Source organism: Natrinema pellirubrum DSM 15624 (genome assembly GCF_000230735.2).
In the GTDB taxonomy this organism is placed as follows: Archaea; Halobacteriota; Halobacteria; order Halobacteriales; family Natrialbaceae; genus Natrinema; species Natrinema pellirubrum.
This window is the reverse complement of the sequence record NC_019963.1, coordinates 54,868-77,413: the sequence shown is the minus strand read 5'-3', so window position 1 is coordinate 77,413 and position 22,546 is coordinate 54,868. Positions and strand designations below refer to the sequence as shown.

The window sequence follows — 22,546 nt, the reverse complement described above, 5'->3', positions numbered from 1 at the left end:
ACTGTGGCAGGGTAGAAAATGCGTCATAGTGATCCCATGTGGTGAAATCCGTCCCACTGGTTCATCACTCGCGCACACCTCTTTTGAGATATGGTAGCCAATGATTCCCTAATTCGGATGGTCGTGATTGTCGCCGCCGCAATCCTCCTGTTGCCGATCCTGATGATGGCAATAATGATGCCGATGATGGGGCTGTGGGGCTGGGGACACATGTGGAACGGTACTGGAGCCGCTTGGATGTGGCTCTTGATGGGGCTCATCCCTTTGCTCGTATTCCTCGGGCTCGGATACCTTCTGTATAGGGCGGTCCAGCGATCCGGGTCCATCGATCGAGATACTGCGATCGAAGACTTGCGAGTTGCATACGCTCGTGGTGAGATCTCGGACGAAGAGTTCGAGGAACGTCGCAAGCGTTTGGAGGACGAAACGTAACTGGTTACATTTGATTTAGGAACGTCTTTGGTGAGAAATTCAAATAGTTGTAGTCCATGGTCGGATTCAGCGGTAGTCACTGTCTTGGCAGTACTTATAAAGAGTGTTATCTATCATATGTCCAATAATTCTTACTTCATCATCACCGGTGACAATCTCATTCGCGTCATCCCTTCGAAAATAGCTGGCTCAGAACCCCGCAAATTTTGGATGAGCCTGTCAGACCAGCCAATACCATAATGGATAAAATGTCGAATTTGGTCGATTCAGGCCCTCAAGAATTATTTTACGAAAGCCATGGGCCCTGTCTGAGTTCTATCACTCAGGACTCTCCTATTGAATGACTGAAGAATGTAAATCTCATAGCCAATCTACATAATGTGGATAATGTAGATAATGCAAATTGGGCTTCTTCAATTGGTTCGTGTGAGTGGCAAAGATTGTGATGAATACGTATGAAATGCTAATAATCTAAATTATGTAGATTGCGTAGGGTCGACGGTGATTATGACAATTGAGGTTGTGCCAACAATCTACGTAATGTACAAAATGTAAATTGTGTAGATGGCGTACGCAATCTGTCTGACACAGAATTAAGGTGGACGAGCTTCATTGACCGCGTATGACCAGTGCGAAACTTACATTATCGACAAAACTTGCGCAACCTTCAACATCTACCCAATGTACATTACCTACAAAATGTACAAAATCCGCTTCTCACGGGGGTGCTGAGCTATGAGTGCTGACGAGTTTGAAGGGCTCCCCGGAGCAGCTGTCTCGTTGCTTAAGGGAGGGGTAGGGAAATCCACGATCGCGCTCAACATCGCTGATCGACTCGCTGCTCGTGGCCATGAGACGGTACTATTGGATCTGGATAAGGACGGGCACATGACGACCCAGTTGGGATACGACGATGCGTACGACCGAGATGCGAACCTCGGTGACGCCCTTATCGATGGTGAGGACCCCGAAGACCTGCTTATCGAGACGGACTTCGGCGTTCACCTACTCCCGTCGAGTAACGAGCTCGAGAACGTCGAGACGAGGCTGAAGGACGAACGGTTCGCAGACGTGAAGCTTCGACGGAACGTTGTCGATCCGCTCATTCAAAACGGATACGACTACGTGATAATTGATGCCGCAGGCGGCCGTGGGAAACTCTCCGACAACGCCCTCATCGCCGTCCAGCGCGTCATAATCCCGCTAATCCCGCGTGCTGGCTCGATCAACGGCCTCAATAAGATGATTGAACGCCAGATCTCCCCAATCCGGCAGAATATCGGGTTGGATATCCTCGCAGTCACTCCGAATATGATTCGCGAAACAATGGGACAACGCAACGAGCATCGGACTCTCGTTGAAAATCTCAACCGGGAGTTCGGTTCATTCGTCCCCGAGTACGCTCGTGTGGACCCGGAGATCTTCGATGCCCTCGATGATTCGGGACGCACCATCGATAGTATTCCGAAGCCAGGGATTCGCGAACGGACCGCGATTTCTCGCGCGTTCAAGCAAGGAATGCCGGTCTCGGAGTTCGACGAAGATTGCGACCAAATCCCGAATTTCGACCACTTAGCGGACCTCGTGGAGGAACACAGCCATGCCTAATGAGGACGACCGTTTCGGGGACGTCGCTGAACAGCTCAAACAAACGGAGGAAGGAGCCGAATCGGATGACGACGAACGTACTGACACTCAGGATGAACCGCAACCGGATGAAGAGATAATTCCCGAGGACACAGAGTCGGAGACTGAGTCCATTCCTGAGCAGGATGAGGAGGATGTGGACGAATCCACCGGTGGACCGGCCTTCTCCTTTGATGAGACCGATATGCACGGCTTCTATGTCCGGGAGGACACGTGGAATGGCGTCACCCGGATGCGATCATCGGTAACTGCTGCGTGCTCTATGTTTGATGTTCCCGAATTTGAGGGAAGAGAGTTTCAAGATGCGTGTCTCCGGGTAATTGCGGACCACGGTGATGAGGTCGCCCTCCAGATCCTCCGGGAGCGTGGTATCGAAGCCGATGAGGAACGTGTTCAGGAAGTTGTGGAGATGCTGAGCGAGCAAGCTACGAACGAATAACATTGGATTTGGGTGATTTCCCTCATCATTCAGATTTCGTGCGCATTGTACATTATGCAGATTGTGTAGCAAGCCATCTGCTTGCAGTCTCGCGATTATTCTCGGAACCGGGTCCGAACGGCGGTCGCGCAGAAGTTGAGACTGGTCGGTCCAATGCATAGCCTTTCCTCACCGGGTAGTCCTTCATGAAGAGTAACTATCTGTGACCCGGTGACTCTCTCTGTTCGCCAAAAACTTATCTTCAATGCCACTCCAAGAACAATAGCCCAGATACGATTATCGGACGACGGTTACCGGGACTGGAGATCGACGAAACACTGTTTTTCGCAATATCTCCCACGAATAATCTATCCGCTAGCGACCCTGCATGGCTTCCCAGAACGACTGCATCGACGCTTCCCGCCCGTTTGACAATCACTTTTGCCGGGCTTCCCCACCCAACATCGGTTTCGATATCTGTATCGTATTCTTTCGCAATCTCCCGGGCCTGAGCGAGAACGACCTCTGCGGCGTCCTCAGCTGCCTGTTGGATATCGTCTTCAAGAGCTATTCCCACCACCTTGCCCATCATCCCTGACGGATCGCCGGCCACGTGTAACACGGTGACTTCAGCGCTCGGGTGGACCTCTAAGGCGTACCTGAGCGCCCGTGTAGCCATCTCTGAGTCATCTATCGGAACGAGAATGCGTGAAATTATACACTACGTAGGGCCGACCGCCCAATAAATACTGTGGATAACTTATCTCAATATTCGAAGTAGGGTTCGCAACTTATACATATGTTTAACGAGTGACTTTTAGTATGGTTTCCGTTCTTTTCCTCATTGGCCTGTTGGCAGCGGTATTCGTTGGCTTCAACATCGGTGGCTCGTCGACCGGTGTCGCGTGGGGGCCGTCGGTCGGTGCGAAAGTCATCAACAAGACCGCTGCTGCGGCCCTGATGACCTTTTTCGTCTTTTTCGGTGGGTGGACTGTGGGTCGCAACGTGATCGATACGCTCGGGAGTGAGATCGTTCCTGAAACCGCGTTCTCTATCGAGGCGAGTATCGTCGTCCTCTCATTCATCGGCTTGGGGATGTTGTTCGCCAATATCTATGGCGTCCCTGTGTCGACCTCGATGACAGCGGTCGGTGCGATTGCGGGACTTGGGCTCGCGACGAACTCGTTGAACTGGGCTGTGATGGGCGAGATCGTCGTTTGGTGGATTATTGCACCAATCATCGGCTTTTGGTGTGGTGCTGTGATCGGGCGCTACCTTTACCCACATTTAGATCGCCTCTTCGCGATCCAGCAGACCGAGGGGCCGCTCATCACGTACGACTCGTCAGGAATGGTTCCACGGCCCGTACTCGGTCCAGGAACGACGCCGCGTGAACTCGTCAGTACGACCCTCGTCTTTCTCATCGCCTGTTATATGTCGTTCAGCGCAGGCGCGAGCAACATCGCGAACGCTGTTGCACCGCTGGTCGGTGGCGATCTCCTCGGTCCTGACTGGGCAGTTGGTCTCGGAACCATCGCGATCGGGATTGGGGCCTTCACGATCGCTCGACGAACGATGGAATCCGTTGGGAACGGGCTCACTGATCTGCCATTGATGGCTGCAACGATCGTAATGGTCGTCGCTGCGACCATCACGACGGTCGCTTCGTGGCTTGGTATCCCAATCAGCCTCGCTCTCTCGACCGTCATGACCATCGTCGGTCTTGGGTGGGGGCGGGCGACACGCACCACGACAGTACCTGACCTCGCACGCGGTGAGATCGAAGGGAGTGTCTCAGTTAACGCTGTAACGGTGGAAACGGACAAGGAGGTGCCGGAGATCGGTGAAGAAAGCGCCGAAGACCTGCAGGATGCTGGCGAGTTGTTTGACCCGTCAGCAGTGGTGCGGTTTGTCTCGTTTTGGATTATTGGCCCCTCGGTCGCGACTGGCCTGTCATATCTCTCGTTCGTCGTCCTCCCAATAACGTAAACGACCGCTACGACAATCGAATACCGTGTTCTCCAGCAAAGACCTCCGATGGCACGTTATTCCAAGAGTTCGTCGTCTTCTAATACCGATGCTGTGTACTGTAGCGCCTCCAGATACGCAACTCCCACGAGGAGATTTCCAAGCGCGACAGCGATAAACAAGGATCCAGCGAGAAGCGCATTTTGTGCTGTGTCTCACCCAACTGTGGGTTTCCGAGCCAAAGAAAACCGCTGGTGACGACAAACGAACTCTTCCTCATCATTATCGGGGCAATCGTACTGTTCATCACTGAGTAGCTGCCCATCGACGTGATCGCGATAGCCATCATGGTCACGCTCATCCTCTTCAAACCTTGGACAGACATCTGGCCAGCAGAAGGCATCTCCGAATTCTCCAGTTTCGCGACGATTACCGTCCTCGCGATGCTCATCCTAAGTGCAGGGATCAGCCAGACTGGCATCGTGCAAATCGTCGGCCGGAAGATCTCTGCATTCGCCGGCGAGAGCCTCAATAGTCAGCTGCTCGCCACTATAGGTGTGACGGGTCCTACGTAGGGATTCATAAACAACACGCCGGTCATCGATTTCGTTCCCGTTACTCTGGAGGGAATACCCAAACGTGAGATCGTCCAGTAGGCGAACAAGCGAGAAATGGATTCGTTGTTCTCGGGACCCACGAGCGAAGGGGTCTCGGCCGGCTCGTGATGGGGAGTGTTGCAACGAGTGTCGTGCGGAACGCCGAACAACCGATGTTGACGGTTCGGAATGCGCCCGAGTAGTAGATTCACTATGCGAACATGAGTGATTGAGAGACCGCTTAAAACAGATGACAGTTATCTGTCGCAGACGTTCAGATGTGTTTTGAGTAGATCGCGTTCCGACTGAACTAATGCCACCAACCCACGACTCTCGACAAACGGTTTTTCGACGGATCGCCCGACGATCATACGCCGAGTGGCCGGCGTATGATTCGACACCGCTGTTCGATCGAACGTCGCTTGCCGGACTGGAATCAGATGTCCGAACAGTCTCGAAGACGTGGTTCAGACACAATAGCCACGACTCGGTTGAGGAGTTCGTCTGTGCACTTCCGCTAGCCTACTTCCGGTTCAGCGCCCATGACCGGTATGAGGGTTCGACACGCTATCAGATGGATACCCTCTTCCGGGTATTCGTCCTGCAAGAATGCCACGAATGGAATCACGAGACTGCCCTCGTCGACTACCTCAGTGCCTGTCCTGAACTCTGCGATCAGCTGGGACTAGGGGCGGTTCCAGACCAGTCCACGCTGTGGCGTAGCTGGCACGAGCGTTTTACCCTGGAGCTTCGCGAAACCACTGAGACGGCCGCCCGGACGATTCTCATCAAAGCGCAGAACACGGGTGTCGAAATTCCGCGTGAACCGGAACGGAAACTGCAATACCAAGACGACGGTATTGCCAGTGAAGATCCAGACGACCGGACGATCTTGAAGCAGGTAGAGACGATTACTGACCACGTCAGCAGGATAGTTTTCCCAGCGTTCTCGTTGAACCGTGGCGAAGGCTGTGAAATCCACGAGAACGCCTACTGGGGGTTGCAGACCTATCTCGGGCTCCGTGAAAACTTGGCCGCCAACGAGGGTGCTCGGAGCTTCATCTACGAGTCAACGCGGGAGCGGACACCACTCGGTCACGCCCACCGCGATCATATTCGCAATCTCTCGATACCGGAGGTTCGAGAGATGTATCGACAGTCAATTCGACAACTCATCGACGAGGTCGCAGGGACGGAGGAGTTTTTCCGGGCAGGGATAGCTGCCATCGACATCACTGAGGCTGCTCCCTTCACGGGCGATAGGACGGGCCATGAGGACGAGATTATCGGTACGAAGGAGAATACTGACGAGTACGCTTACCAGTGGGCAACCGTCCAGTTGGTCGGGAACGCGGTCCCGCTTGTCCTTGATGCTCGCCCCGTGCGGAAAGGCGAGTCACGAAAAAAGATCGTCGAGGACTTGCTGGATTCGGCTGAAGAGCTCGTCCATGTCGATAACGTGCTGATGGACCGAGAATTCGATAGCCAGCACGTCTTGGAGATGATCAGCCAGCGCGGGCTTTCCTATGTCGTGCCGAAGCGGATGCAGACCAGCGAGAAAGCCCAGGCCAAGCGGTTACTCCAGCGCGGTCAAGTTCGGTACGAGACCGACCGGAAGCTCCACCTTGGGAAGAACGAGTGGCACGAAGCGACGCTGATCTACCGCCGGAAAGAGAAATCTAAATACGACGATCATCGGCAGTACTCGGTGTTCATGACGAATAGGGCCAGTGGCCACCTCACGGAGTACGGCTACCGGTGGGAAATTGAGAGTGGCTACAGGTCGATAAAGCGTTTCATGGCCACCACCACGTCGAAGAATTTCGGGCTTCGATTCTTCTACTTCGCGTTCGCGTGTCTGCTGTACTCGATTTGGCGAGCAGTCGATTTGTTGGTACAGGTCGAGTTGACCGGTGAATATGAACATTCGCCGATTGTGACGGCCGACAACACGCTGACGCTGTTGAAGAAGGAAACCGGAATCGGATAGCGAGAATCTCTGCCGGTAGTAGCGCGGCGTCTGAGTGGCTACACTACCCGCGGTTTCGGAAACACCCCAAATTAGTTGCTCATCCAATAAGAACGCCCGTTCAGAACGCGATCTGAAGTAGTTTCTGCTACCGGATTCGGTCGAAACCACGCACCACAGCCCCACTAAACCCGGTGTAGTCTCAACTTCCACGGTCGCGGTTTTGGTATAGCGGCATATGATTTATACCGTTGGGCAAACTCGAATTTCGGGGGATAGAGCCCTTCTATCATAGGAAAAATGGTTATGAGACTTCTGTCACCGGTGGTCCTGATTATGCTCGTAATCACGACCACTTTGAAGTACCCCGCCGCCGTCGGTGAAGCACGAATGCTGCAACCGCCTCACGACGGCGCTTCCCCCGGGGTAGAGGCACAGAGACCGGGCCCGCAGGACGGTGGAGGGCCGGTGGATGCCTAATCGAGCGCTTTCCACGCCGCTCGACGACAGCTTCGAGCGCTACCTCCAGGACAAGGGGAAAGGCCGCGGTGGGGATGGTGGAAACTATCGACGAAACGCTGCACGCGAGCTCGAGCGGTTCGCCGAGTGGGCCGCCGGCGACCGCGGCGACGACGACTGGACCGGGATCGTCCCCGACGACGTCGACCGGGAGCCGACATTCGACGATCTCGACGAACGCGTGTTCCGGGAGTATGCCCGGCATCTCGGTGGAGATCGGGGACTCAAGCAGAACACGGTACAAACTTATTACCGCTATATCTCTGCCTGGTGTGGCTGGTGCGTCAACGAAGGGTATCTCGAGGCGCATTACGCGCAGCGGGCGAGTGCGATGGCGCCGTTACCGGAGGACGACGGTCGCAAGCCCGGCGACCAACAGGCCTGGACGTCTGAACAGCGCCACGCCCTCACCCGCCACGTCGACGAACGGGCCCGCGACGCCGTCGAGGCGTACAGGACACTCCCAGAGGATACTGACCCCATCGATAAGCAGCGAGCGCGCTACGCGGCGCTGAAGGCGGCTCGTGACCGGGCGCTGGTGTTCGTCCTCGCGTACACAGCTGTCCGTGTCGGGGAACTCCTCCGAGATCCGAACGACCCACGCCGGCGCGGCGTTCGCTGGGAGGACCTTTCCCTCGACGACGGGAGTATGGACGTCTACCGGAAGAAACAGCAGTGGGACGCCGCGAGCCTTCCCGATCCGGTGATTTCTCCGTTGCGGAGCTACCGTCAGCTGGTGGACCCGCCGACGGACCGCTGGCCGGTGTTTCCGACGTTCGACCAACGGACGCTCGCAGAGCTCGTCCGGGAAGAGCTAGCCGAACGAGGGGAACGCCCAGAAGGAATCGACGAGCGACGTGAGGCATGCGCCCGGGACCTCTTGCTGGCGCTCGATGAGAATATTCGGCCGCCGTCGATCACGACGGACGGCGCACGGTCGATTCTTCAACGGCTCTCGGAGGCCGCAGGGATCGACATCGACCATCCGAAACACGATTATCTTGCTCCGCACGGCGGTCGCCGAGGGATGGGTGAAGTCCTCGTCCGTGCATTCGGGTATACAGTTGCGGCTCGATATCTTGATAATTCCGAAGAGATGGTTCGAGAGCGGTACTCTCACATCGAGGCTGGTGAGTTAGGTGATGTCGCTACTGAGGCCCTCGAGGAGATCGATAGTGTACCGCAGTAACTTATTTCGAGTGAGAGGGGTAGACCGTCGCGTCAAACCGCTTTGACAGTGAATAGCGAGTCGTCACTGAGGACGACCTGTATCCGGCGGTGCCAGGCGTCAGCGAAAGCCTCTCGTTGCTGTTCAGTTGCCGATTCGTCGAGAATCCCTTGGAGGTTCCCGATTGCGGGTCCACCGTCAGGAACGTCGCTGACGTGGTAGGTCACTTCGACGGTCTCGTCCGTGTCGGTTCGCCGGAACCGGAACGTCGGCTCTGCCGTGTCCGGGTCGAACGCGTCGAAGACGAGGAGGTCGCGGCGGCCGCCGTAGCCGCCGGCGAGCCCGCTGAATCCGTCGTCTTCGGTCGCGCCAGTAACGTACGAGATGATGCGGCTCATCACGCCATACGCAGCATCGTCCTGCGGGCCGGCCGCCTGCACCTCGATTTCGCTCCGAACTGGATAGTCGTCGGGATACAGGGCGTCGAGCCCCAACTGGACGATCCGGTAGGCGCCCGAGGCAGTCGGACAGGAATGTCCCGCCTCTTTCACCGCGTCTCTATAGGTGATGACGAACGGGTCACCCGGTTCGAGAACGCCGAGGGCCTCCGCGACAGGGTCGCGAATTTCGATCGGATCGACGTCGTAGTCTACCTTCCAATTGGTTCTAGTCTGGGTCTCGGCGGTCGCAGTCGAGTTTGATGTCATGAGTGGTGGTGATGATCGTATCTAGTGGTCAGTGGCGAAGCAGTCGCATCCCGTTGAGGATGACCGCGAGGACGCTGGCCTCGTGGACCAACATTCCCGCGGCGAGGGTGACGTAGCTGGTGAGCACGCCCGCGAGCAGGACGGTCACGGTCAGCACTGCGAGCCCGACGTTCTCGAGGACGTTCCAGCGCGTCGCCTTGCTGAGTTTGACCGCGTAGGGGATGCGGTCGAGGTCGTCGGCCATCAACGCCATGTCTGCCGTTTCGATGGCGGTGTCCGTCCCGGCGGCACCCATCGCGATGCCAACGTCGGCGGTCGCCAGCGACGGCGCGTCGTTGATGCCGTCGCCGACCATCGCGACCACGTGGCCGTCGGCTTGGTAGGCCTCGATGACTGTCTGCTTGTCCTCGGGGAGGAGTTCGGCGCGGTACTCGTCGATGCCGACCTCCTCGGCGACGGCGGCGGCCGTCCGCTCGTTGTCGCCGGTGAGCATCACCGTCTCGATGCCGACGTCCTGAAGCGCCGTGACGACCCCAGGAGCTGCCTTCCGGAGCTCGTCCCGCAGTGCGATTGCGCCGATGATGTCCCCGTCCCGGACGACGTGGACGACAGTTTCGCCGCGCTCCTCACGCTCGCGGACGTAGTCGGCGATCCGACTGGGGACGTTAATGTCGCGGTCCTCCAGCAGTGCGCGATTGCCGACAACAACTTCGGTGCCCTTGGTATGGGCGATAACGCCCTTACCAGCGACCACGTCGAAATCGTCCGGACCGGGAATCGACCTGCTCCCCGCGTCCGTCTCGTCCGCCTGGGCGACCGTCGCCCCACCGTCCGTCGCAGCAGTCGGGCGCTCGCGGGCTGCGTCGACGATGGCGTCGGCGAGGTGGTGTTCGCTCTTCTTCTCGGCGGTCGCCGCGAGCGTGAGGACGTCGTCGGCGGCGATACCGAAACCTTCGATATCGGCCACGGTGGTTTCGCCTTTCGTGAGGGTCCCGGTCTTGTCGAAGGCGACGAGGTCGATTTTGCCGGCGCGTTCGAGGTGTTCGCCGCCCTTCATCAGCACGCCCGATCGGGCGGCGTTGCCGATGGCCGAGACGATGCTGACCGGTGGCCCGATGACCAGCGCGCCCGGACAGCCGATGACCAACAGCGTCAGCGACAGGATCGCATTCTGCGTGACTGCATACGCACCGATGGCCAGCACGATGACGGCCGGCGTGTAGTACTTCGCGAACCGGTCGATGAGACTCTCCGTGGGCGACTGGGCCTCTTGGGCCTCCTCGACGCGACGGATGATACGTTCGAGAGTCGTGTCCGAGCCCGCACCCGTCGTCCGGATTTCTAGCGCGCCCTCCTGGTTGACCGTCCCGGCGTAGACTTCGTCGCCGTCGGCCTTGTGGACGGGCGCGCTCTCGCCTGTGACCGGCGCCTGGTTGACGGCGCTTTCGCCGTCGACGACCTCGCCATCGACCGGAATCTTCCCGCCCGGCTTCACGACGACGACCTCGCCCGCTTCGACCTCTCGGGCGGGAACCTCTTGGAGTTCCCCGTCGCGACGGACGGTGGCCGTGTCGGGCGTCATCTCCAGCAGCTCCTGGAGGGCCGTCCGGGTCTTCCGCATGGTCCGGCCCTCGAGGTAGCTGCCGAGGCTGAACAGGAAGACGACGGCGGCAGCCTCCCAGTACTCGCCGATGACGATGGCACCGATAGCGGCCAGCGTCACCAGCGTCTTGATACCGAGCGTCCGGCTGGTGACCTCGTGGTAGGCGGTCTTGGCGATGTCGTAGCCACCCACGATTGTCGCCAGGACGAGGATGGCGGCGCTTGCCATCTCGAAACTCGTGAGGTAGCCCAGACTCCAGCCACTGCCGTACAGCAGGCCGCTCGTCGCCGTGACGATTGCCTTCCGGTGTTTTTGGTAGTACTGCGTGATCGATTGTTTGGTCATGGTGTTAGGCGGGCTGCGGCGTGTACCCCTGGTTTTCGATGGTCTGTGCGAAGGCGTCGGGGTCAGCGACGCTGTCGTCGTACTCGATTTCGACGCGGCCGGTCGCGTAGTGAACCTCGACGTGCTGGACACCGTCGACGTTCGACAGGGCGCGTTCGACGGTGCTCGCACAGGTCGGGCAGTCGAAGTCGAGGACGCGGAACTGGGTTGTGTCGCTCATTACAGTTTGAGGTAGTGCCCGTACCCCAATAAGTATTTTTTAGATGATATGTTTGAATATGGATATAGGTGATTGGAACAGTTAAACAGGTCGTCTAGGGCTTTCGGTATCACGAACCCAGCAACCTGAGTTCAAAGCAGCGTCCCGCTAGCTTTTCCCGCCTGCTCATACTCAGTTCTCGTATGAGTAGTTCCGGTACCGACCACCGGCTTGAGGACATCGCGGTGCGAGACACCCGGGTTTCGGACGCCATCGACGAACCGATGCGGGCGATGATCCTCGATATCCTCTCCGAGGAGGCGCTGACCGCAACTGAGGTCCACGGCCGTTTGGAGGACCGCGGCGTCGACCGCACGGAGAACACGGTTCGTCATCACATCAACGAGTTACGGGATGCCGGTCTCGTCGACGTCGTCCGCTTCGAGGAAGGGCGCGGTGGGACGACGAAGTACTACCACGCGAATACGATCGTCCTCTCGTACTCGCTGCCAGAGTCAGCTGATGACGCTGTTGAGGAGATGATCGAGGCCGTTCAACCCCAGATCAGGGACTCACTCGATACTCTCACAGAAGACCACGACGACGCGATAGCGGAGATCGTCGCAGATATGCAGCCGTGTGAGCACTGTCAGACCCAGAAGTACGAAACCTACGTGCTCCTAACTGTCCTCCGCCGGGCGTTCGTTCGTGCGCACCGAGATTCTTGAGCTTGCGCCCTGTACCGCTGTCAAGGCCTCACTTCACCGTGTGTTTTAGTTATCCGGCGATATCCCTCATACACAGCTGGCAATCCGAGGGGAAGTGCGAAGACTCCGAACCCGAGTAGGATGTATCCGGCTACGTGCCGGCGTCGCACAGCTAGAACTGTCGCGGCGACGCCGACGAACGCAATCAGATAGGCAAGATTACTCCAGAGCACGTTGTACGAGGAGCAGTATAGCCAGCAGACGACCGTGTAGGAGGGAGCGTTCCAGGTCGGCGGATGAAGCTTCGGCCAGAAAAACCGGCAGTATGTCGTCCAGCTGAGCATCGCGAGCGCCGGAAGTCCAGCAAGCCACATCGGTGTTCCGAACGGCATCCAGTCTCCGAATCGTCTATAGCCAGCGAGGAACAGCGCGGGAAAGCCGATAATCCACAGCCAGATACCGATAGTGTAGGTCACCGGCCAGTGTTCGATCCGGGGCTGTGCAATCGGTAATCGTAGAGACTCGGGCAGCGTCGCCCACGGGAACGAGGGATCGGGAACGGGATTCGTGAGGAACGCGACCAGACAGAGTCCAGTCCCGATGAGGAGCCCGTATAACCCCACCGTCGTGTATCGGTCAAGCCACGCTGGAAGTTGCGGACGGGGAGACTGTTGACGGTGGTCGGGGTAGCCGGTCATCCTTCAGCTTTGATGTCTCGTCGTAATCAGGTATCTCGTTCGAGTGCTTCGCGTCGCTGTTCGTATTCCTCGTCAGTCAGCTCCCCGCGAGCGTAGGCAAGCCGAAGCTCTTCGAGTGCTTGGTCCGAGTCACTCGCATCTCCCGTGACTGCGCGATAGATGAGGTACCCACCACCGACGAGGGCAGCGAGGAACAGCAGCTGCATCACAATACCGACGATGAACATCCAGCCGGGCATCGTCCCGTCGCCCCACATGTGACCGCTCCACATCCCGCCCATCATCGGACCGAACCCCATCATCCCGAAGCCCATGAAGAACAACGGGACGATGAAGACGGCACCGATGATAACGAGGAGGAGCGTAACAAGTCGCGTATCGTCTGAATTTGTCGGCATATTGTGATCCCTCCGTGAGTTGGGGTTCTCAGATTATACTACGCACTAACTATTCAATGCGGTTGTGCCTTTGACCTACGTGTTCCACCTGCCACAATTCTTTTGAATACCTACTCACCACGGCTCTGACCCGAACTATCTGAAGGAAAACTGCAATAGATGATCCCTTCGAACTGATACCTATGGTAGCGACGATGATTGATGGCATCTCCGAAGCTCTACGTATCGGAGTGGGCTTCCTCTGGACGGCAGCGTGGGCGATCATCATGGGCCTCACGATCACGAGTCTCGTCCAGGTCTACGTCTCCAAGGAGCGGATGGCGCAGGTCCTCGGCGATGGCGATCTGAGCGGGCTCACCAAGGCGACTGCGTTCGGCGCGGCCAGTAGTGGCTGTAGTTTCGGCGCCGTCGCTATCGGGAAGGGCCTGTTCAAGAAGGGAGCGCACGCGGTGAACTTCCTCGCGTTCATGTTCGCGTCGACGAACCTCATCGTCGAACTCGGATTGATGATTCTGATTCTGCTCGGCTGGGAGTTCCTGGTCGCAGAGTTACTTGGCGGCCTCATCCTCATCGCCGTGATGGCCGTCATCGTTCATCTTACGCTTCCGGAGAACCTCTTCGATGAGGTGCGAGAGACGCTCAACGAGCGCGATCACGAGGCGGGCGTCACCGAGGATCCAACCTGCGGGATGGAAGGCAAAGACGAGTACACGCTTACGACTGACGGCGGTGAGACGCTCAAGTTCTGCTCGGAGGGCTGTATGGAGACCTACCGCCAGGAGATGTCGAGCCGCGGTGGGTGGCGTGACGAGTTACTGTCGTGGGGTGGCTGGTACAAAGTTGGGAACCAGTACCGCAAGGAGTGGTCGATGATCTGGAAGGACGTCATCGCCGGCTTCCTTATTTCCGGGTTCGTCATCGTCTTCGTGCCCCAGTGGGTCTGGAACACCCTGTTCATCCAGGGCGACGGGCTGCTCGTGACCGCCGAAAACGCGATTATGGGTGTCACCATCGCCGTCCTCAGTTTCGTTGGCAGTATGGGTAACGTCCCGTTCGCGGTCGCGTTGTGGGGCGGTGGAGTCAGCTTCGCCGGGATCATCGCGTTCGTCTACGCCGACCTCATCACGATTCCCGTGCTGAACGTCTACCGGAAATACTACGGCTGGAAGATTATGCTGTACATTCTCGGCGTCTTCTTCGTGACGATGGCGTTCACCGGCTTCCTCATGGAGCTGCTGTTCGACGCCCTCAACATCGTCCCTGATCTGGCGGGCGGCGAGACGGCGACCGAGCAAACGTACTTCGAGCTCAACTACACATTCTACCTCAACCTCATTGCGTTCGCGCTTTCCGGCTTTCTCCTGTACGTGTATCGTCGCGGCCTCGGTGCGCCTGGCCAGTACCGTGATCCCGTCTGTGGGATGCGAACTGACGACAGCGAGCCATCGGCGACCCACGACGGTGAGACATACTACTTCTGCTCGCAGACCTGTAAGGAGACCTTCGAGGAGGACCCCGACGAATACGCCACCGGGCATCCGATGGTGATGGAGGGACACGACCACTAACGGACAGTTCGTCGAGGGTTCACAGTATCGATTGAGTCCGTCGGTCGTTCTTGGGCACATCCGCTGACGTGACCATACTGAACATGCTCCCGTGACTCTTGAGCGGAGGGAATTGGAAGCCGAATTTATGATACCCGCCTTTGAATTCCGACTGAATGTACGACCGAATTCTCCTGTCGACCGAAGGAACTGTCGCGTCTGAAGAGGCTGAAACGCACGCACTCGAGCTCGCAGCCGCTCACAACGCAGTCCTTCACGTGCTCTACGTCGTTGACGAGGATGTCGTGACTGCGTATAGCGGGGACGAATACGTCGACGAGGCCGAAGGCCCCGAACACGGTCTCGAAGAACACGGCGAGCAGACGCTTTCGGAACTCCGACATCGAGCCGCAGAGACCGATGTCGACGTCGAGATGTCGATGCAACATGGCCGCCCCGCTGAGACCATCGTGAATCACGCAGACAACTGTGACGCCGATCTCCTCGTGCTCGGTACCAAACGCCGGCCGGACGAATATCGTGCGTTGCTCGGAAGTGTCACTGACCGTGTCCTTCGGCTGACGACGCGTCCGGCAACCGTCGTGAAAACCGAAGTCAGCGAGTAGAGAACGACCGGCCGCTACTGTCCATCATCTGGTGTGAGACGGGCGCGACGGCGGTCGAACTCCTCGTCGTCGATCTCGCCACGGGCGTACCGCTCTTGGAGGACGGCGAGTGCGCTATCATCGGCGTGGCCGTTCGATTGCGACCGCGTCCCCAACCAGTAGATGAAACCGAGGGGGACGGCGACGAGGAGTGCCATCCACAGGAGACCGAACAACATCATCCCCCAGCCCCAGCTACCCCATCCGGCCATGTGGCCGTCGTTCCACATGCCGTCGTGCCAGCCCCACATCATTGCATCTGGGACAGTCGCGTGTGTTAGCGCCATTCCGGCGACGACGGCCAGAGCCAGCGCTCCGACGACGATGAGTCCCAGAGAACGAATTCCGCGTGCTTGAATTGGATCTTGCATTGTTGTACTCCCAAAGGTCTCGGCGTGGTTAGCCGAGGATGTATTCGAGGGCGGGGTAGCGCTCGACGAGCGTCTCGCCACCGACGTCGTAGTTCTCGATGTACTGGTCGAGGCCCAGGATGCGGCCCGCGGCGAACGCGGCAACCGCGAGGAACACGAGCATGTACGCGAAGTCCCCGTTGATGACGCCGTGGGCGACCTCCCAGTTGCCGAAGTAGAACATGAGCATCATCAGCGCGCCGAAGAACGCCGCGAGGCGGACGAACGCGCCGACGAGCAGGCCGAGGCCGATGAACAGCTCGCCCCACGGGACGGCGACGTTCGCGAACTCGACGAACCACGGCGTCGAACCCATCCACGCGAACAGGCCCGCGAGCGGGTTGCCGTTCGTCGCGGCGACGTTCGACAGGTAGCCGCCCGCAGCGAATTCGCCGGTGATCTTCGTGAACCCGGAGTACGCAAACGCGTAGCCCATCATAAGGCGGAGCGCCAGCACGAACCACGCGCTGAGGCTGTGGACTTTCCCGCCGACGGTCAGACCCCCGACTCTGCTCTCGAGCTGGTTCATGCCGGAGTCGAATGTGGACATAATTATTGCACCTTCAACTATCAGTAGGCGGGTAGAGACGATATAATAGCGAGCCGGCGTTCTGAGTCAGAAAACCGGCGGGCTATATTACCCTCCTGTGGCGATTAGAGGAGTGTGACTGAGGAGGCCGACCCGTCGGAGGTCTTCGCGACACTCGACGACGAGTACGCCCGCGACATCCTCGTGGCGACGAAGACCGACCGCCTGTCTGCGAAGGAGCTCAGCGAGGAATGCGACATGTCACGCCCAACCGTCTCGCGGCGTGTCACCCGCCTCGTCGAGCAGGGCCTCCTCGAGGAGTACACGCACGTCGACCCCGGCGGACGGCACTACAGCGAGTACGAGGCGCGACTCGAGCGTGTCGAAGTACTCCTCCAAGCAGAGGGCTTCGACGTGCAGATCGATGTTCGGCCGGACCCCGCCGACCGGATTACGTCCATCTTCGAGGAAATGCGGGGAGACTGACTCATGGAACACACGTTATTCGTCATCGGCAAGCTGTTCACGACCGCCCTGGCGCTGGTGATCGCCTACCAGGCCTATCGCGGATACCAACGGCATCACACGCAGTTACTCCTGTACGTCGCCGCCGGCTTCGCATTGGTCGGGCTTGGCGGCCTCCTTGAAGGCGTCCTCTTCGAACTCCTCCAAGTGTCGATTTTCGAAGCGGGATTCGTCGCAGCACTCGTCACCGCCGCCGGGATGCTGTCGATCCTCTACGCCCTGTATGCCCCGAACCCCTGAGGATTCGGGACGTTCATTCGAGAAGCGGCCTCTGGGCGTTGTTCCTCATTCGAAGTCGCTATTGTACGGATTCCCCTTATTCTCGCCAGTGTAGGGTCGCAGCGGGAATTATGTCCGTACCGGTCGTACAGTATCGTATGATTCGAACACTCGTGGGTGTCCTTGGCGCTCTCTCAGCGCTGTTCCCGGACAAAATCGTCAAACTCTTCGAGAAACTCGCGATTGCGAATCCAAGCGAGGGAACGGTGAGAGGGTGGGTCGGCCCAGCTATCCGGTCTGAGGGCGTTCTGATAGCTGCGATTTCCCTCCTCAATGGGCGAGCATACGCGTGGCTGATGAATCTTACCGGTGTGTTCGGCGCTATCGTCTTCCTGTTTCCCGATCTGTATCGAAGATTTGCCACCGCGTTCCTGTACGAGCGTCCGGAGTCGATCGAATGGAACGAGCGATTCCGCTCAGGTATTCGGGCTATCGGCGCACTATACGTCTTTTTAGCGGCGAAGACGTATCTGGAGCGCCACAACGATACCTGAGTCTTCCCGCCATCATCAGTTGCTGAATCTGAGATTTGGTTCGTTGCGGCTGCACGTATCACTTGGAATCTAAAGTTTGACCCCCAAGAGACCAGTATAATCGAAGGGGAAATCCGCTAAAGAGAGGGAGCCGTATGTACCTCTGTATGACGACGACCATCACCGTGGAAGGAATGTCGTGCGGTCACTGTGAGCAGACGGTCGAAGAGGCCCTTGAAGAGGTCACTGGCGTAACTTCCGTGACCGTCGACAGGGAGAGTGAACAGGCAAGTGTCGACGGTGAGGCAGAGGTCACGGCCCTCGTGGCGGCCGTCGAAGACGCGGGATACACCGCTCACGCCTGAGTATCGTGCGCTGCGGATAGCACAAGTCGCTTCGAGACGACGACTAACTGTTGTCTTCGGAGCTCGTCTACGCTGGTCCTGCTGTACGGTTTCAGGGCCGAAGATTCAGGAAGCCGGCGGAACCACCTCAATAGAGAACATGACTCATGGACGACCACAAAGATACAACTGAGAATTCCCCGGGAGGAGAGGACCAGCCGGACACCACCAGTCACCAGCACGAACACGGTGAGCACGATGAAGCGGTCGCGGAATCTGACGAGGAAGGGGTAGAACAGGAGCTACTAGAGGAGGAAGCTCACCCTGCTGCGGCAGGTGAGATGGCGTCCCACGAGCAGCACGAACACGCCGGACACGAGGGCGACGGGCACGGCCACGGTTCCCACGAGGGACACGGTGAGGGCCATGGCGGGATGCACGAGGGCCACGAGCAGATGTTCCGGCGGCGTTTCTTCGTTTCGACGCTCCTGTCGATTCCCGTTCTCCTGTACAGCGAAATGCTACAGGAGTGGCTCGGCTTCTCCGTCCCTGTATTCCCGGGCAGCGAGTGGATCAACCCCGTCTTCGCGGTCATCGTCTTCGCGTACGGTGGCGTTCCATTCCTCCAGATGGCACTCCCGGAGCTGAAAGACCGGTCGCCGGGGATGATGACGTTGATCTCGATGGCGATCACCGTCGCGTTTGTCTACAGCCTCGCGAGCGTGATTTTCCCCACACAGTCGGCGTTCTTCTGGGAGCTCGTCACGCTGATCGACATCATGCTGCTGGGCCACTGGATCGAGATGCGGTCGGTCCGGCGGGCCTCCAGCGCGCTCGACGAACTGGCGAAACTGATGCCAGACACCGCCGAGCGTATCACCGACGACGGGGAGACCGAAGAAGTTCCCGTCAGTGAGCTCTCGGAAGGCGATCTCGTGCTCGTCCGGCCGGGCGCGAGTGTCCCTGCTGACGGCACCGTCGAGGAGGGTGACTCCGACGTCAACGAGTCGATGATCACCGGCGAGTCCAAGCCCGTCTCGAAAGAGCCTGGCGACGAGGTCATCGGCGGCACCATCAACGGCGACGGGAGTCTCCGTGTTCGCGTCGGTGCGACGGGCGAGGAGACAACACTCGCGGGCATCATGCGCCTCGTCGAGGAAGCTCAACAGAGCAAGTCCAAGACGCAAGTGTTGGCCGACCGGGCGGCCGGCTGGCTGTTCTACGTCGCGCTCGGGGCGGCAGTCGTGACCGCGATTGCGTGGACGGTCGCAGTCTCGTTCGACGCGACGGTCATCGAGCGAGTCGTGACGGTGCTCGTCATCGCCTGCCCACACGCCCTCGGGCTCGCCATCCCGCTGGTCGTCGCGATCAACACCTCACTTGCAGCGCGCAACGGGATGCTCGTCCGCGACCGAATTGCGATGGAGGACGCGCGGAACTTGGATGCCATCATCTTCGACAAGACAGGGACGCTTACTGAGGGTGAACACGGCGTCGTGGATATGGCGACCGTCGACGGCGTTGACGAGGACGACGCGCTCGGGCTGGCGGCAGCCGTCGAGAGTGACTCCGAACACATGATCGCCCGAGCGATCCGTGAGGCCGCCGACGAGCGAGATGTAACTACTCCTGACGCGACAGCCTTCGAGGCGATTAAAGGCAAGGGTGTCCGGGCGAATGTCGACGGAAACGAGGTGTACGTCGGTGGCCCGAACCTGTTGGCCCAACTCGATAGCGAAATTCCCGACCATCTCCAGCACTTCGCTGACGAGGCCGGTCAGAACGCCCAGACTGTGGTGTATCTCGTTCGTGACGGAGAGCTGATCGCCGCCTTCGCGATGGCCGACGTGATCCGCGAGGAGAGTTTCCGCGTCGTCGACGCCCTCCACGATCTGGGCATCGAGGTGGCGATGCTGACTGGGGACTCCCAGGACGTCGCCAACGCTGTCGCCGACGAACTGGGCATCGACACGGTGTTCGCGGAGGTCCTACCCCAAGACAAGGACGAGAAAGTCCAGGAACTCCAGGACCAGGGCAAACTCGTGGGGATGGTCGGCGACGGCGTCAACGACGCGCCGGCGCTGACGCGAGCCGACGTCGGCATTGCGATCGGGAGTGGCACCGACGTCGCGGTCCAGTCGGCCGACGTTATTCTCGTGCAGAACAACCCGATGGACGTCGTTCGGCTGGTGAAGCTCAGTAAGGCGAGCTACCGGAAGATGCAGGAGAACATCGTCTGGGCCGCCGGCTACAACGTCTTCGCGATTCCGCTCGCAGCAGGCGTGTTGGCACCGATTGGGATTCTGCTGTCCCCCGCTGTGGGTGCACTTCTGATGTCGTTGAGTACAGTAATCGTCGCGATCAACGCTCAGCTGCTCCGCCGCGTGGACCTGTCCATCCCCGAGCTTCCAAGCGGGACACCAGCGACTGACGCACAACCTGCAGACTGAAACGCTCCCGATCGCTTCGGAGCTTCTTTCAATTGAGTTCGGTTAATGGACAGCAAATGGCGACACTGCGTGATTTCGGTGGGTATCGCTATGCGGTCACCGATTCCACAGTTATCCCGAGGGGTGCGAAGTTTGGTATACACAGACGCTTCCTCTGATGGGCGACATTGTTGCGCCAGCACTAGGTTTATACCGTTAGACGGACTTCATTCCGATATGAGCCTCGAAGAGACGGTTGACTACCTCGCCGAGGAACTCGACCTCGAGCGAAGTGAACACGTTCGCGAGGTCGGACAGTCGGTCGCCGAGCTTCGCGACTGATCAGAACATTTCTCTGAAGTCCCGTTCGACGAGCCCGGCCTCCAGATACGTGATGAACTCTTGTTTCGTGGGTCCTTGACGGTCGAGCAGATCGTCCCGTTCTGCTCGTTCGAGAACCGCCTGCGCGAAGTCCGTACAGTGGGATTCGTGCTGCTCAGCGTATTCTGAGAGGGCTTCTCGCCAGTGCATATCAAGCTCGAACTCGGCTAATCGGATTTGAATCCCGTCTTTCCGTTCGACGAGGTCGACGTCCAACTCTTCGAGCTGCTTGAAACGGAGATTGTTCCGGCGGACCGTGATGAGCCGCTTGGAATCGACGATATAGGGATCAACCCACTCTCGCCAGGTATCGTCGTCGACGTGCGTTCGTGGCATCTCAAAATCCGGGTCCACACTCTCAATACAGAACTGCAGCATCGCGATGCTAGTTCGATGATTCGCATTCGGGAGGGAATGTCGGAGGATCAAATTCGCCATCACCTCTCCAGCGACGGTCGGAAGTGGTGCTCCCCAGGAGACGTGATCGAGTGCCTGCTGGATCTTTTGCGGTTCGAACTCCTTGTAGAGCCGGAACTCATCCTCATCTCGAACATCGACCGCGGCTTCGAGCAACTCTACTAATCGGAATGCGACAACCTGCCCAGCACGGGGGAGGTCACGAATACGGTCGCTCAGCCATTCCTGATCGAAGTCGATATCTTGGGCTGATTCGATCTCTGAATCGCCTTCGTAGAGCACATAGACTGGAGCTTCGAAGGGGTACCCGATGAGCTTTGTCGACTCGCCGGATTGCTCTCGCTGAGACAGGATTTCTGCCACCGATGCCGAGCTATATTTGAGTGAGAAATTCTCGGCCTGGGGGTGGTGATAGAAGACGAGCCAAGCCATCTTACTGTGGATTCGTGGGAAGTGGGTAAAGCAGTCCCGTTTTTATAATGATTCTACGACGGAGTGGGTGCGTTCACATCTTCTAAATACTGACTTTCCCACTCACGTCGCGCCTCGATTTCCCGTAATCCCCGTTGCGTGACCGTATACACGTTCGTCCGCTTGTCGAGTTCACCCTTCTCCAGCAGTCCTTTATTGACGAGATCGTCGAGATTCGGATAGAGGCGGCCATGATTGATCTCCTGCTCGTAGTAGTCGTCGAGTTCGTCCTTGATTGCGAGCCCATGTGGTTCCTCGAGCCCGGTGGTTACGTACAAGATATCCCGCTGGAACCCAGTTAGATCGTGCATCTGCCTGTTCCCTATTTTTGAGGGGTGGCATATGTTCTCTCTGGTACTCAGAGGCGAATTCGGCGTGACTGGCCAGGAAGACTACGTGAGAACTTCGAACCTTTATCTGGTGGACAAGAGAAGTCCGCGATGGAATGTCTGACCTCATCGTCAAAGCAGCCGTGAAGGACGCACTCTCGGACCACAACGTCTCGGCAGATTTCTACGACGCCCTCAACGAAGAGGTCGCCGAACTGCTCGACGACGCCGCAGAGCGTGCTGAGGCCAACGACCGGAAGACGGTCCAGCCCCGCGACCTGTAGGCCTGCGTAACGCAGCCAACCCCGGCACTCGAACGTAGCTTTTTGAGATTCCTGTTCAGAAGTTAGGAAAGGGAGATGGCGGACGCACC

At 58.3% G+C, this 22,546-nt stretch carries 24 protein-coding genes and 3 pseudogenes; 17 read left to right on the top strand and 10 right to left on the bottom strand.

Translation table 11 applies throughout. The features are described 5' to 3' along the window. The first annotated feature begins 90 nt into the window (after positions 1 to 90). The 3 genes from NATPE_RS20130 (at position 91) to NATPE_RS20120 (ending at position 2,518) form a co-directional block, all read left to right on the top strand. Positions 91 to 432 carry an SHOCT domain-containing protein gene (locus tag NATPE_RS20130; protein WP_006183502.1) on the top strand — a complete coding sequence of 114 codons (342 nt, stop codon included), beginning with the start codon at positions 91 to 93 and terminating at the stop codon, positions 430 to 432. A 735-nt stretch (positions 433 to 1,167) separates the two neighbouring features. After that, positions 1,168 to 2,040 (top strand): ParA family protein, encoded by an 873-nt coding sequence (locus NATPE_RS20125; protein ID WP_004594451.1) that lies wholly within the window; start codon positions 1,168 to 1,170, stop codon positions 2,038 to 2,040. Further along, complete coding sequence (locus tag NATPE_RS20120; protein WP_006183501.1) at positions 2,033 to 2,518, top strand: hypothetical protein; 486 nt, start codon at positions 2,033 to 2,035, stop codon at positions 2,516 to 2,518. The genes NATPE_RS20125 and NATPE_RS20120 overlap by 8 nt, the downstream gene beginning before the upstream one ends. A gap of 276 nt (positions 2,519 to 2,794) precedes the next feature. On the opposite strand, the pseudogene NATPE_RS20115 reads toward NATPE_RS20120, so the two are convergent. Beyond that, positions 2,795 to 3,215 (bottom strand): annotated as a pseudogene (locus tag NATPE_RS20115) (universal stress protein). A gap of 104 nt (positions 3,216 to 3,319) precedes the next feature. Here NATPE_RS20115 and NATPE_RS20110 point away from each other — a divergent pair. The 5 genes and pseudogenes from NATPE_RS20110 to NATPE_RS20095 all read left to right on the top strand — a co-directional run bounded on the left by NATPE_RS20110 (position 3,320) and on the right by NATPE_RS20095 (position 8,738). Further along, positions 3,320 to 4,486, top strand: a complete 1,167-nt coding sequence (locus tag NATPE_RS20110; RefSeq protein ID WP_006183499.1) for an inorganic phosphate transporter — start codon at positions 3,320 to 3,322, stop codon at positions 4,484 to 4,486. Between the two features lie 296 nt (positions 4,487 to 4,782). Beyond that, positions 4,783 to 5,037 (top strand): annotated as a pseudogene (locus NATPE_RS21840) (SLC13 family permease); the annotation flags it as partial. Positions 5,038 to 5,156: 119 nt separating this feature from the next. Beyond that, positions 5,157 to 5,264, top strand: a pseudogene (locus NATPE_RS22495) (universal stress protein); the annotation flags it as partial. A gap of 110 nt (positions 5,265 to 5,374) precedes the next feature. Beyond that, positions 5,375 to 7,051: a transposase gene (locus tag NATPE_RS20100; protein WP_015299309.1), complete on the top strand. Its 1,677-nt coding sequence runs from the start codon at positions 5,375 to 5,377 to the stop codon at positions 7,049 to 7,051. A gap of 451 nt (positions 7,052 to 7,502) precedes the next feature. Next, positions 7,503 to 8,738, top strand: a complete 1,236-nt coding sequence (locus NATPE_RS20095) for a tyrosine-type recombinase/integrase (RefSeq protein WP_006183495.1) — start codon at positions 7,503 to 7,505, stop codon at positions 8,736 to 8,738. Positions 8,739 to 8,770: 32 nt separating this feature from the next. Here NATPE_RS20095 and NATPE_RS20090 read toward each other — a convergent pair whose 3' ends face one another. The 3 genes from NATPE_RS20090 to NATPE_RS20080 are packed head-to-tail and all read right to left on the bottom strand — an operon-like array spanning position 8,771 to position 11,592. Continuing rightward, the gene (locus tag NATPE_RS20090; protein ID WP_006183494.1) at positions 8,771 to 9,424 is read right to left on the bottom strand and encodes a hypothetical protein; all 654 of its coding nucleotides are present in this window, start codon (positions 9,422 to 9,424) and stop codon (positions 8,771 to 8,773) included. A gap of 28 nt (positions 9,425 to 9,452) precedes the next feature. Beyond that, positions 9,453 to 11,372 carry a heavy metal translocating P-type ATPase gene (locus NATPE_RS20085; protein ID WP_006183493.1) on the bottom strand — a complete coding sequence of 640 codons (1,920 nt, stop codon included), beginning with the start codon at positions 11,370 to 11,372 and terminating at the stop codon, positions 9,453 to 9,455. Between the two features lie 4 nt (positions 11,373 to 11,376). Further along, on the bottom strand, positions 11,377 to 11,592 hold the full coding sequence (locus NATPE_RS20080; RefSeq protein ID WP_006183492.1) for a heavy-metal-associated domain-containing protein: 216 nt from the start codon (positions 11,590 to 11,592) through the stop codon (positions 11,377 to 11,379). 182 nt (positions 11,593 to 11,774) lie between these two features. On the opposite strand from NATPE_RS20080, the gene NATPE_RS20075 reads away from it, so the two are divergent. After that, on the top strand, positions 11,775 to 12,299 hold the full coding sequence (locus NATPE_RS20075) for an ArsR/SmtB family transcription factor (RefSeq protein WP_006183491.1): 525 nt from the start codon (positions 11,775 to 11,777) through the stop codon (positions 12,297 to 12,299). A gap of 20 nt (positions 12,300 to 12,319) precedes the next feature. On the opposite strand, the gene NATPE_RS21825 is transcribed toward NATPE_RS20075, so the two are convergent. Further along, positions 12,320 to 12,976, bottom strand: coding sequence for a hypothetical protein (locus NATPE_RS21825; protein ID WP_015299307.1), 657 nt, complete (start codon positions 12,974 to 12,976; stop codon positions 12,320 to 12,322). A 26-nt stretch (positions 12,977 to 13,002) separates the two neighbouring features. After that, positions 13,003 to 13,374, bottom strand: a complete 372-nt coding sequence (locus tag NATPE_RS20070; protein WP_006183490.1) for an SHOCT domain-containing protein — start codon at positions 13,372 to 13,374, stop codon at positions 13,003 to 13,005. Positions 13,375 to 13,556: 182 nt separating this feature from the next. On the opposite strand from NATPE_RS20070, the gene NATPE_RS20065 reads away from it, so the two are divergent. Beyond that, positions 13,557 to 14,942, top strand: a complete 1,386-nt coding sequence (locus NATPE_RS20065) for a permease (RefSeq protein WP_015299306.1) — start codon at positions 13,557 to 13,559, stop codon at positions 14,940 to 14,942. 155 nt (positions 14,943 to 15,097) lie between these two features. After that, on the top strand, positions 15,098 to 15,547 hold the full coding sequence (locus tag NATPE_RS20060; protein WP_006183488.1) for a universal stress protein: 450 nt from the start codon (positions 15,098 to 15,100) through the stop codon (positions 15,545 to 15,547). Between the two features lie 14 nt (positions 15,548 to 15,561). On the opposite strand, the gene NATPE_RS20055 is transcribed toward NATPE_RS20060, so the two are convergent. Further along, a complete protein-coding gene (locus tag NATPE_RS20055; protein ID WP_015299305.1) occupies positions 15,562 to 15,957 on the bottom strand; it encodes an SHOCT domain-containing protein in 396 nt (131 codons plus the stop codon). Between the two features lie 28 nt (positions 15,958 to 15,985). Continuing rightward, the gene (locus NATPE_RS20050) at positions 15,986 to 16,546 is read right to left on the bottom strand and encodes a DoxX family protein (protein WP_015299304.1); all 561 of its coding nucleotides are present in this window, start codon (positions 16,544 to 16,546) and stop codon (positions 15,986 to 15,988) included. 114 nt (positions 16,547 to 16,660) lie between these two features. On the opposite strand from NATPE_RS20050, the gene NATPE_RS20045 reads away from it, so the two are divergent. From NATPE_RS20045 to NATPE_RS20025, 5 genes are all read left to right on the top strand, one after another. Beyond that, positions 16,661 to 17,011, top strand: coding sequence for an ArsR/SmtB family transcription factor (locus NATPE_RS20045; RefSeq protein ID WP_006183485.1), 351 nt, complete (start codon positions 16,661 to 16,663; stop codon positions 17,009 to 17,011). 3 nt (positions 17,012 to 17,014) lie between these two features. Continuing rightward, the gene (locus NATPE_RS20040) at positions 17,015 to 17,290 is read left to right on the top strand and encodes a DUF7521 family protein (RefSeq protein WP_004515576.1); all 276 of its coding nucleotides are present in this window, start codon (positions 17,015 to 17,017) and stop codon (positions 17,288 to 17,290) included. Positions 17,291 to 17,427: 137 nt separating this feature from the next. Further along, on the top strand, positions 17,428 to 17,823 hold the full coding sequence (locus NATPE_RS20035; RefSeq protein ID WP_006183484.1) for a hypothetical protein: 396 nt from the start codon (positions 17,428 to 17,430) through the stop codon (positions 17,821 to 17,823). Between the two features lie 146 nt (positions 17,824 to 17,969). Continuing rightward, complete coding sequence (locus NATPE_RS20030; protein ID WP_006183483.1) at positions 17,970 to 18,167, top strand: heavy-metal-associated domain-containing protein; 198 nt, start codon at positions 17,970 to 17,972, stop codon at positions 18,165 to 18,167. A gap of 146 nt (positions 18,168 to 18,313) precedes the next feature. Next, positions 18,314 to 20,596 carry a copper-translocating P-type ATPase gene (locus NATPE_RS20025; RefSeq protein ID WP_015299301.1) on the top strand — a complete coding sequence of 761 codons (2,283 nt, stop codon included), beginning with the start codon at positions 18,314 to 18,316 and terminating at the stop codon, positions 20,594 to 20,596. A gap of 321 nt (positions 20,597 to 20,917) precedes the next feature. Here the strand turns inward: NATPE_RS20025 and NATPE_RS20020 are convergent, their stop codons facing one another. Next, positions 20,918 to 21,805, bottom strand: coding sequence for a hypothetical protein (locus NATPE_RS20020; RefSeq protein ID WP_006183480.1), 888 nt, complete (start codon positions 21,803 to 21,805; stop codon positions 20,918 to 20,920). Positions 21,806 to 21,858: 53 nt separating this feature from the next. Continuing rightward, positions 21,859 to 22,155, bottom strand: coding sequence for a PadR family transcriptional regulator (locus NATPE_RS20015; protein ID WP_006183479.1), 297 nt, complete (start codon positions 22,153 to 22,155; stop codon positions 21,859 to 21,861). Between the two features lie 134 nt (positions 22,156 to 22,289). Here NATPE_RS20015 and NATPE_RS20010 point away from each other — a divergent pair, with 134 nt between their 5' ends. Next, positions 22,290 to 22,457 (top strand): DNA-binding protein, encoded by a 168-nt coding sequence (locus tag NATPE_RS20010; RefSeq protein WP_004048632.1) that lies wholly within the window; start codon positions 22,290 to 22,292, stop codon positions 22,455 to 22,457. Positions 22,458 to 22,546: the final 89 nt, after the last annotated feature.

What these genes read in the sequence shown, in the direction of transcription:
- NATPE_RS20130 (WP_006183502.1), top strand. Translation starts at nt 91, where the DNA reads ATGGTAGCCAATGATTCCCTAATTCGGATGGTCGTGATTGTCGCCGCC.
- NATPE_RS20125 (WP_004594451.1), top strand. Translation starts at nt 1,168, where the DNA reads ATGAGTGCTGACGAGTTTGAAGGGCTCCCCGGAGCAGCTGTCTCGTTG.
- NATPE_RS20120 (WP_006183501.1), top strand. Translation starts at nt 2,033, where the DNA reads ATGCCTAATGAGGACGACCGTTTCGGGGACGTCGCTGAACAGCTCAAA.
- NATPE_RS20110 (WP_006183499.1), top strand. Translation starts at nt 3,320, where the DNA reads ATGGTTTCCGTTCTTTTCCTCATTGGCCTGTTGGCAGCGGTATTCGTT.
- NATPE_RS20100 (WP_015299309.1), top strand. Translation starts at nt 5,375, where the DNA reads ATGCCACCAACCCACGACTCTCGACAAACGGTTTTTCGACGGATCGCC.
- NATPE_RS20095 (WP_006183495.1), top strand. Translation starts at nt 7,503, where the DNA reads ATGCCTAATCGAGCGCTTTCCACGCCGCTCGACGACAGCTTCGAGCGC.
- NATPE_RS20090 (WP_006183494.1), bottom strand. Translation starts at nt 9,424, where the DNA reads ATGACATCAAACTCGACTGCGACCGCCGAGACCCAGACTAGAACCAAT.
- NATPE_RS20085 (WP_006183493.1), bottom strand. Translation starts at nt 11,372, where the DNA reads ATGACCAAACAATCGATCACGCAGTACTACCAAAAACACCGGAAGGCA.
- NATPE_RS20080 (WP_006183492.1), bottom strand. Translation starts at nt 11,592, where the DNA reads ATGAGCGACACAACCCAGTTCCGCGTCCTCGACTTCGACTGCCCGACC.
- NATPE_RS20075 (WP_006183491.1), top strand. Translation starts at nt 11,775, where the DNA reads ATGAGTAGTTCCGGTACCGACCACCGGCTTGAGGACATCGCGGTGCGA.
- NATPE_RS21825 (WP_015299307.1), bottom strand. Translation starts at nt 12,976, where the DNA reads ATGACCGGCTACCCCGACCACCGTCAACAGTCTCCCCGTCCGCAACTT.
- NATPE_RS20070 (WP_006183490.1), bottom strand. Translation starts at nt 13,374, where the DNA reads ATGCCGACAAATTCAGACGATACGCGACTTGTTACGCTCCTCCTCGTT.
- NATPE_RS20065 (WP_015299306.1), top strand. Translation starts at nt 13,557, where the DNA reads ATGGTAGCGACGATGATTGATGGCATCTCCGAAGCTCTACGTATCGGA.
- NATPE_RS20060 (WP_006183488.1), top strand. Translation starts at nt 15,098, where the DNA reads ATGTACGACCGAATTCTCCTGTCGACCGAAGGAACTGTCGCGTCTGAA.
- NATPE_RS20055 (WP_015299305.1), bottom strand. Translation starts at nt 15,957, where the DNA reads ATGCAAGATCCAATTCAAGCACGCGGAATTCGTTCTCTGGGACTCATC.
- NATPE_RS20050 (WP_015299304.1), bottom strand. Translation starts at nt 16,546, where the DNA reads ATGTCCACATTCGACTCCGGCATGAACCAGCTCGAGAGCAGAGTCGGG.
- NATPE_RS20040 (WP_004515576.1), top strand. Translation starts at nt 17,015, where the DNA reads ATGGAACACACGTTATTCGTCATCGGCAAGCTGTTCACGACCGCCCTG.
- NATPE_RS20035 (WP_006183484.1), top strand. Translation starts at nt 17,428, where the DNA reads ATGATTCGAACACTCGTGGGTGTCCTTGGCGCTCTCTCAGCGCTGTTC.
- NATPE_RS20030 (WP_006183483.1), top strand. Translation starts at nt 17,970, where the DNA reads ATGACGACGACCATCACCGTGGAAGGAATGTCGTGCGGTCACTGTGAG.
- NATPE_RS20025 (WP_015299301.1), top strand. Translation starts at nt 18,314, where the DNA reads ATGGACGACCACAAAGATACAACTGAGAATTCCCCGGGAGGAGAGGAC.
- NATPE_RS20020 (WP_006183480.1), bottom strand. Translation starts at nt 21,805, where the DNA reads ATGGCTTGGCTCGTCTTCTATCACCACCCCCAGGCCGAGAATTTCTCA.
- NATPE_RS20015 (WP_006183479.1), bottom strand. Translation starts at nt 22,155, where the DNA reads ATGCACGATCTAACTGGGTTCCAGCGGGATATCTTGTACGTAACCACC.
- NATPE_RS20010 (WP_004048632.1), top strand. Translation starts at nt 22,290, where the DNA reads ATGTCTGACCTCATCGTCAAAGCAGCCGTGAAGGACGCACTCTCGGAC.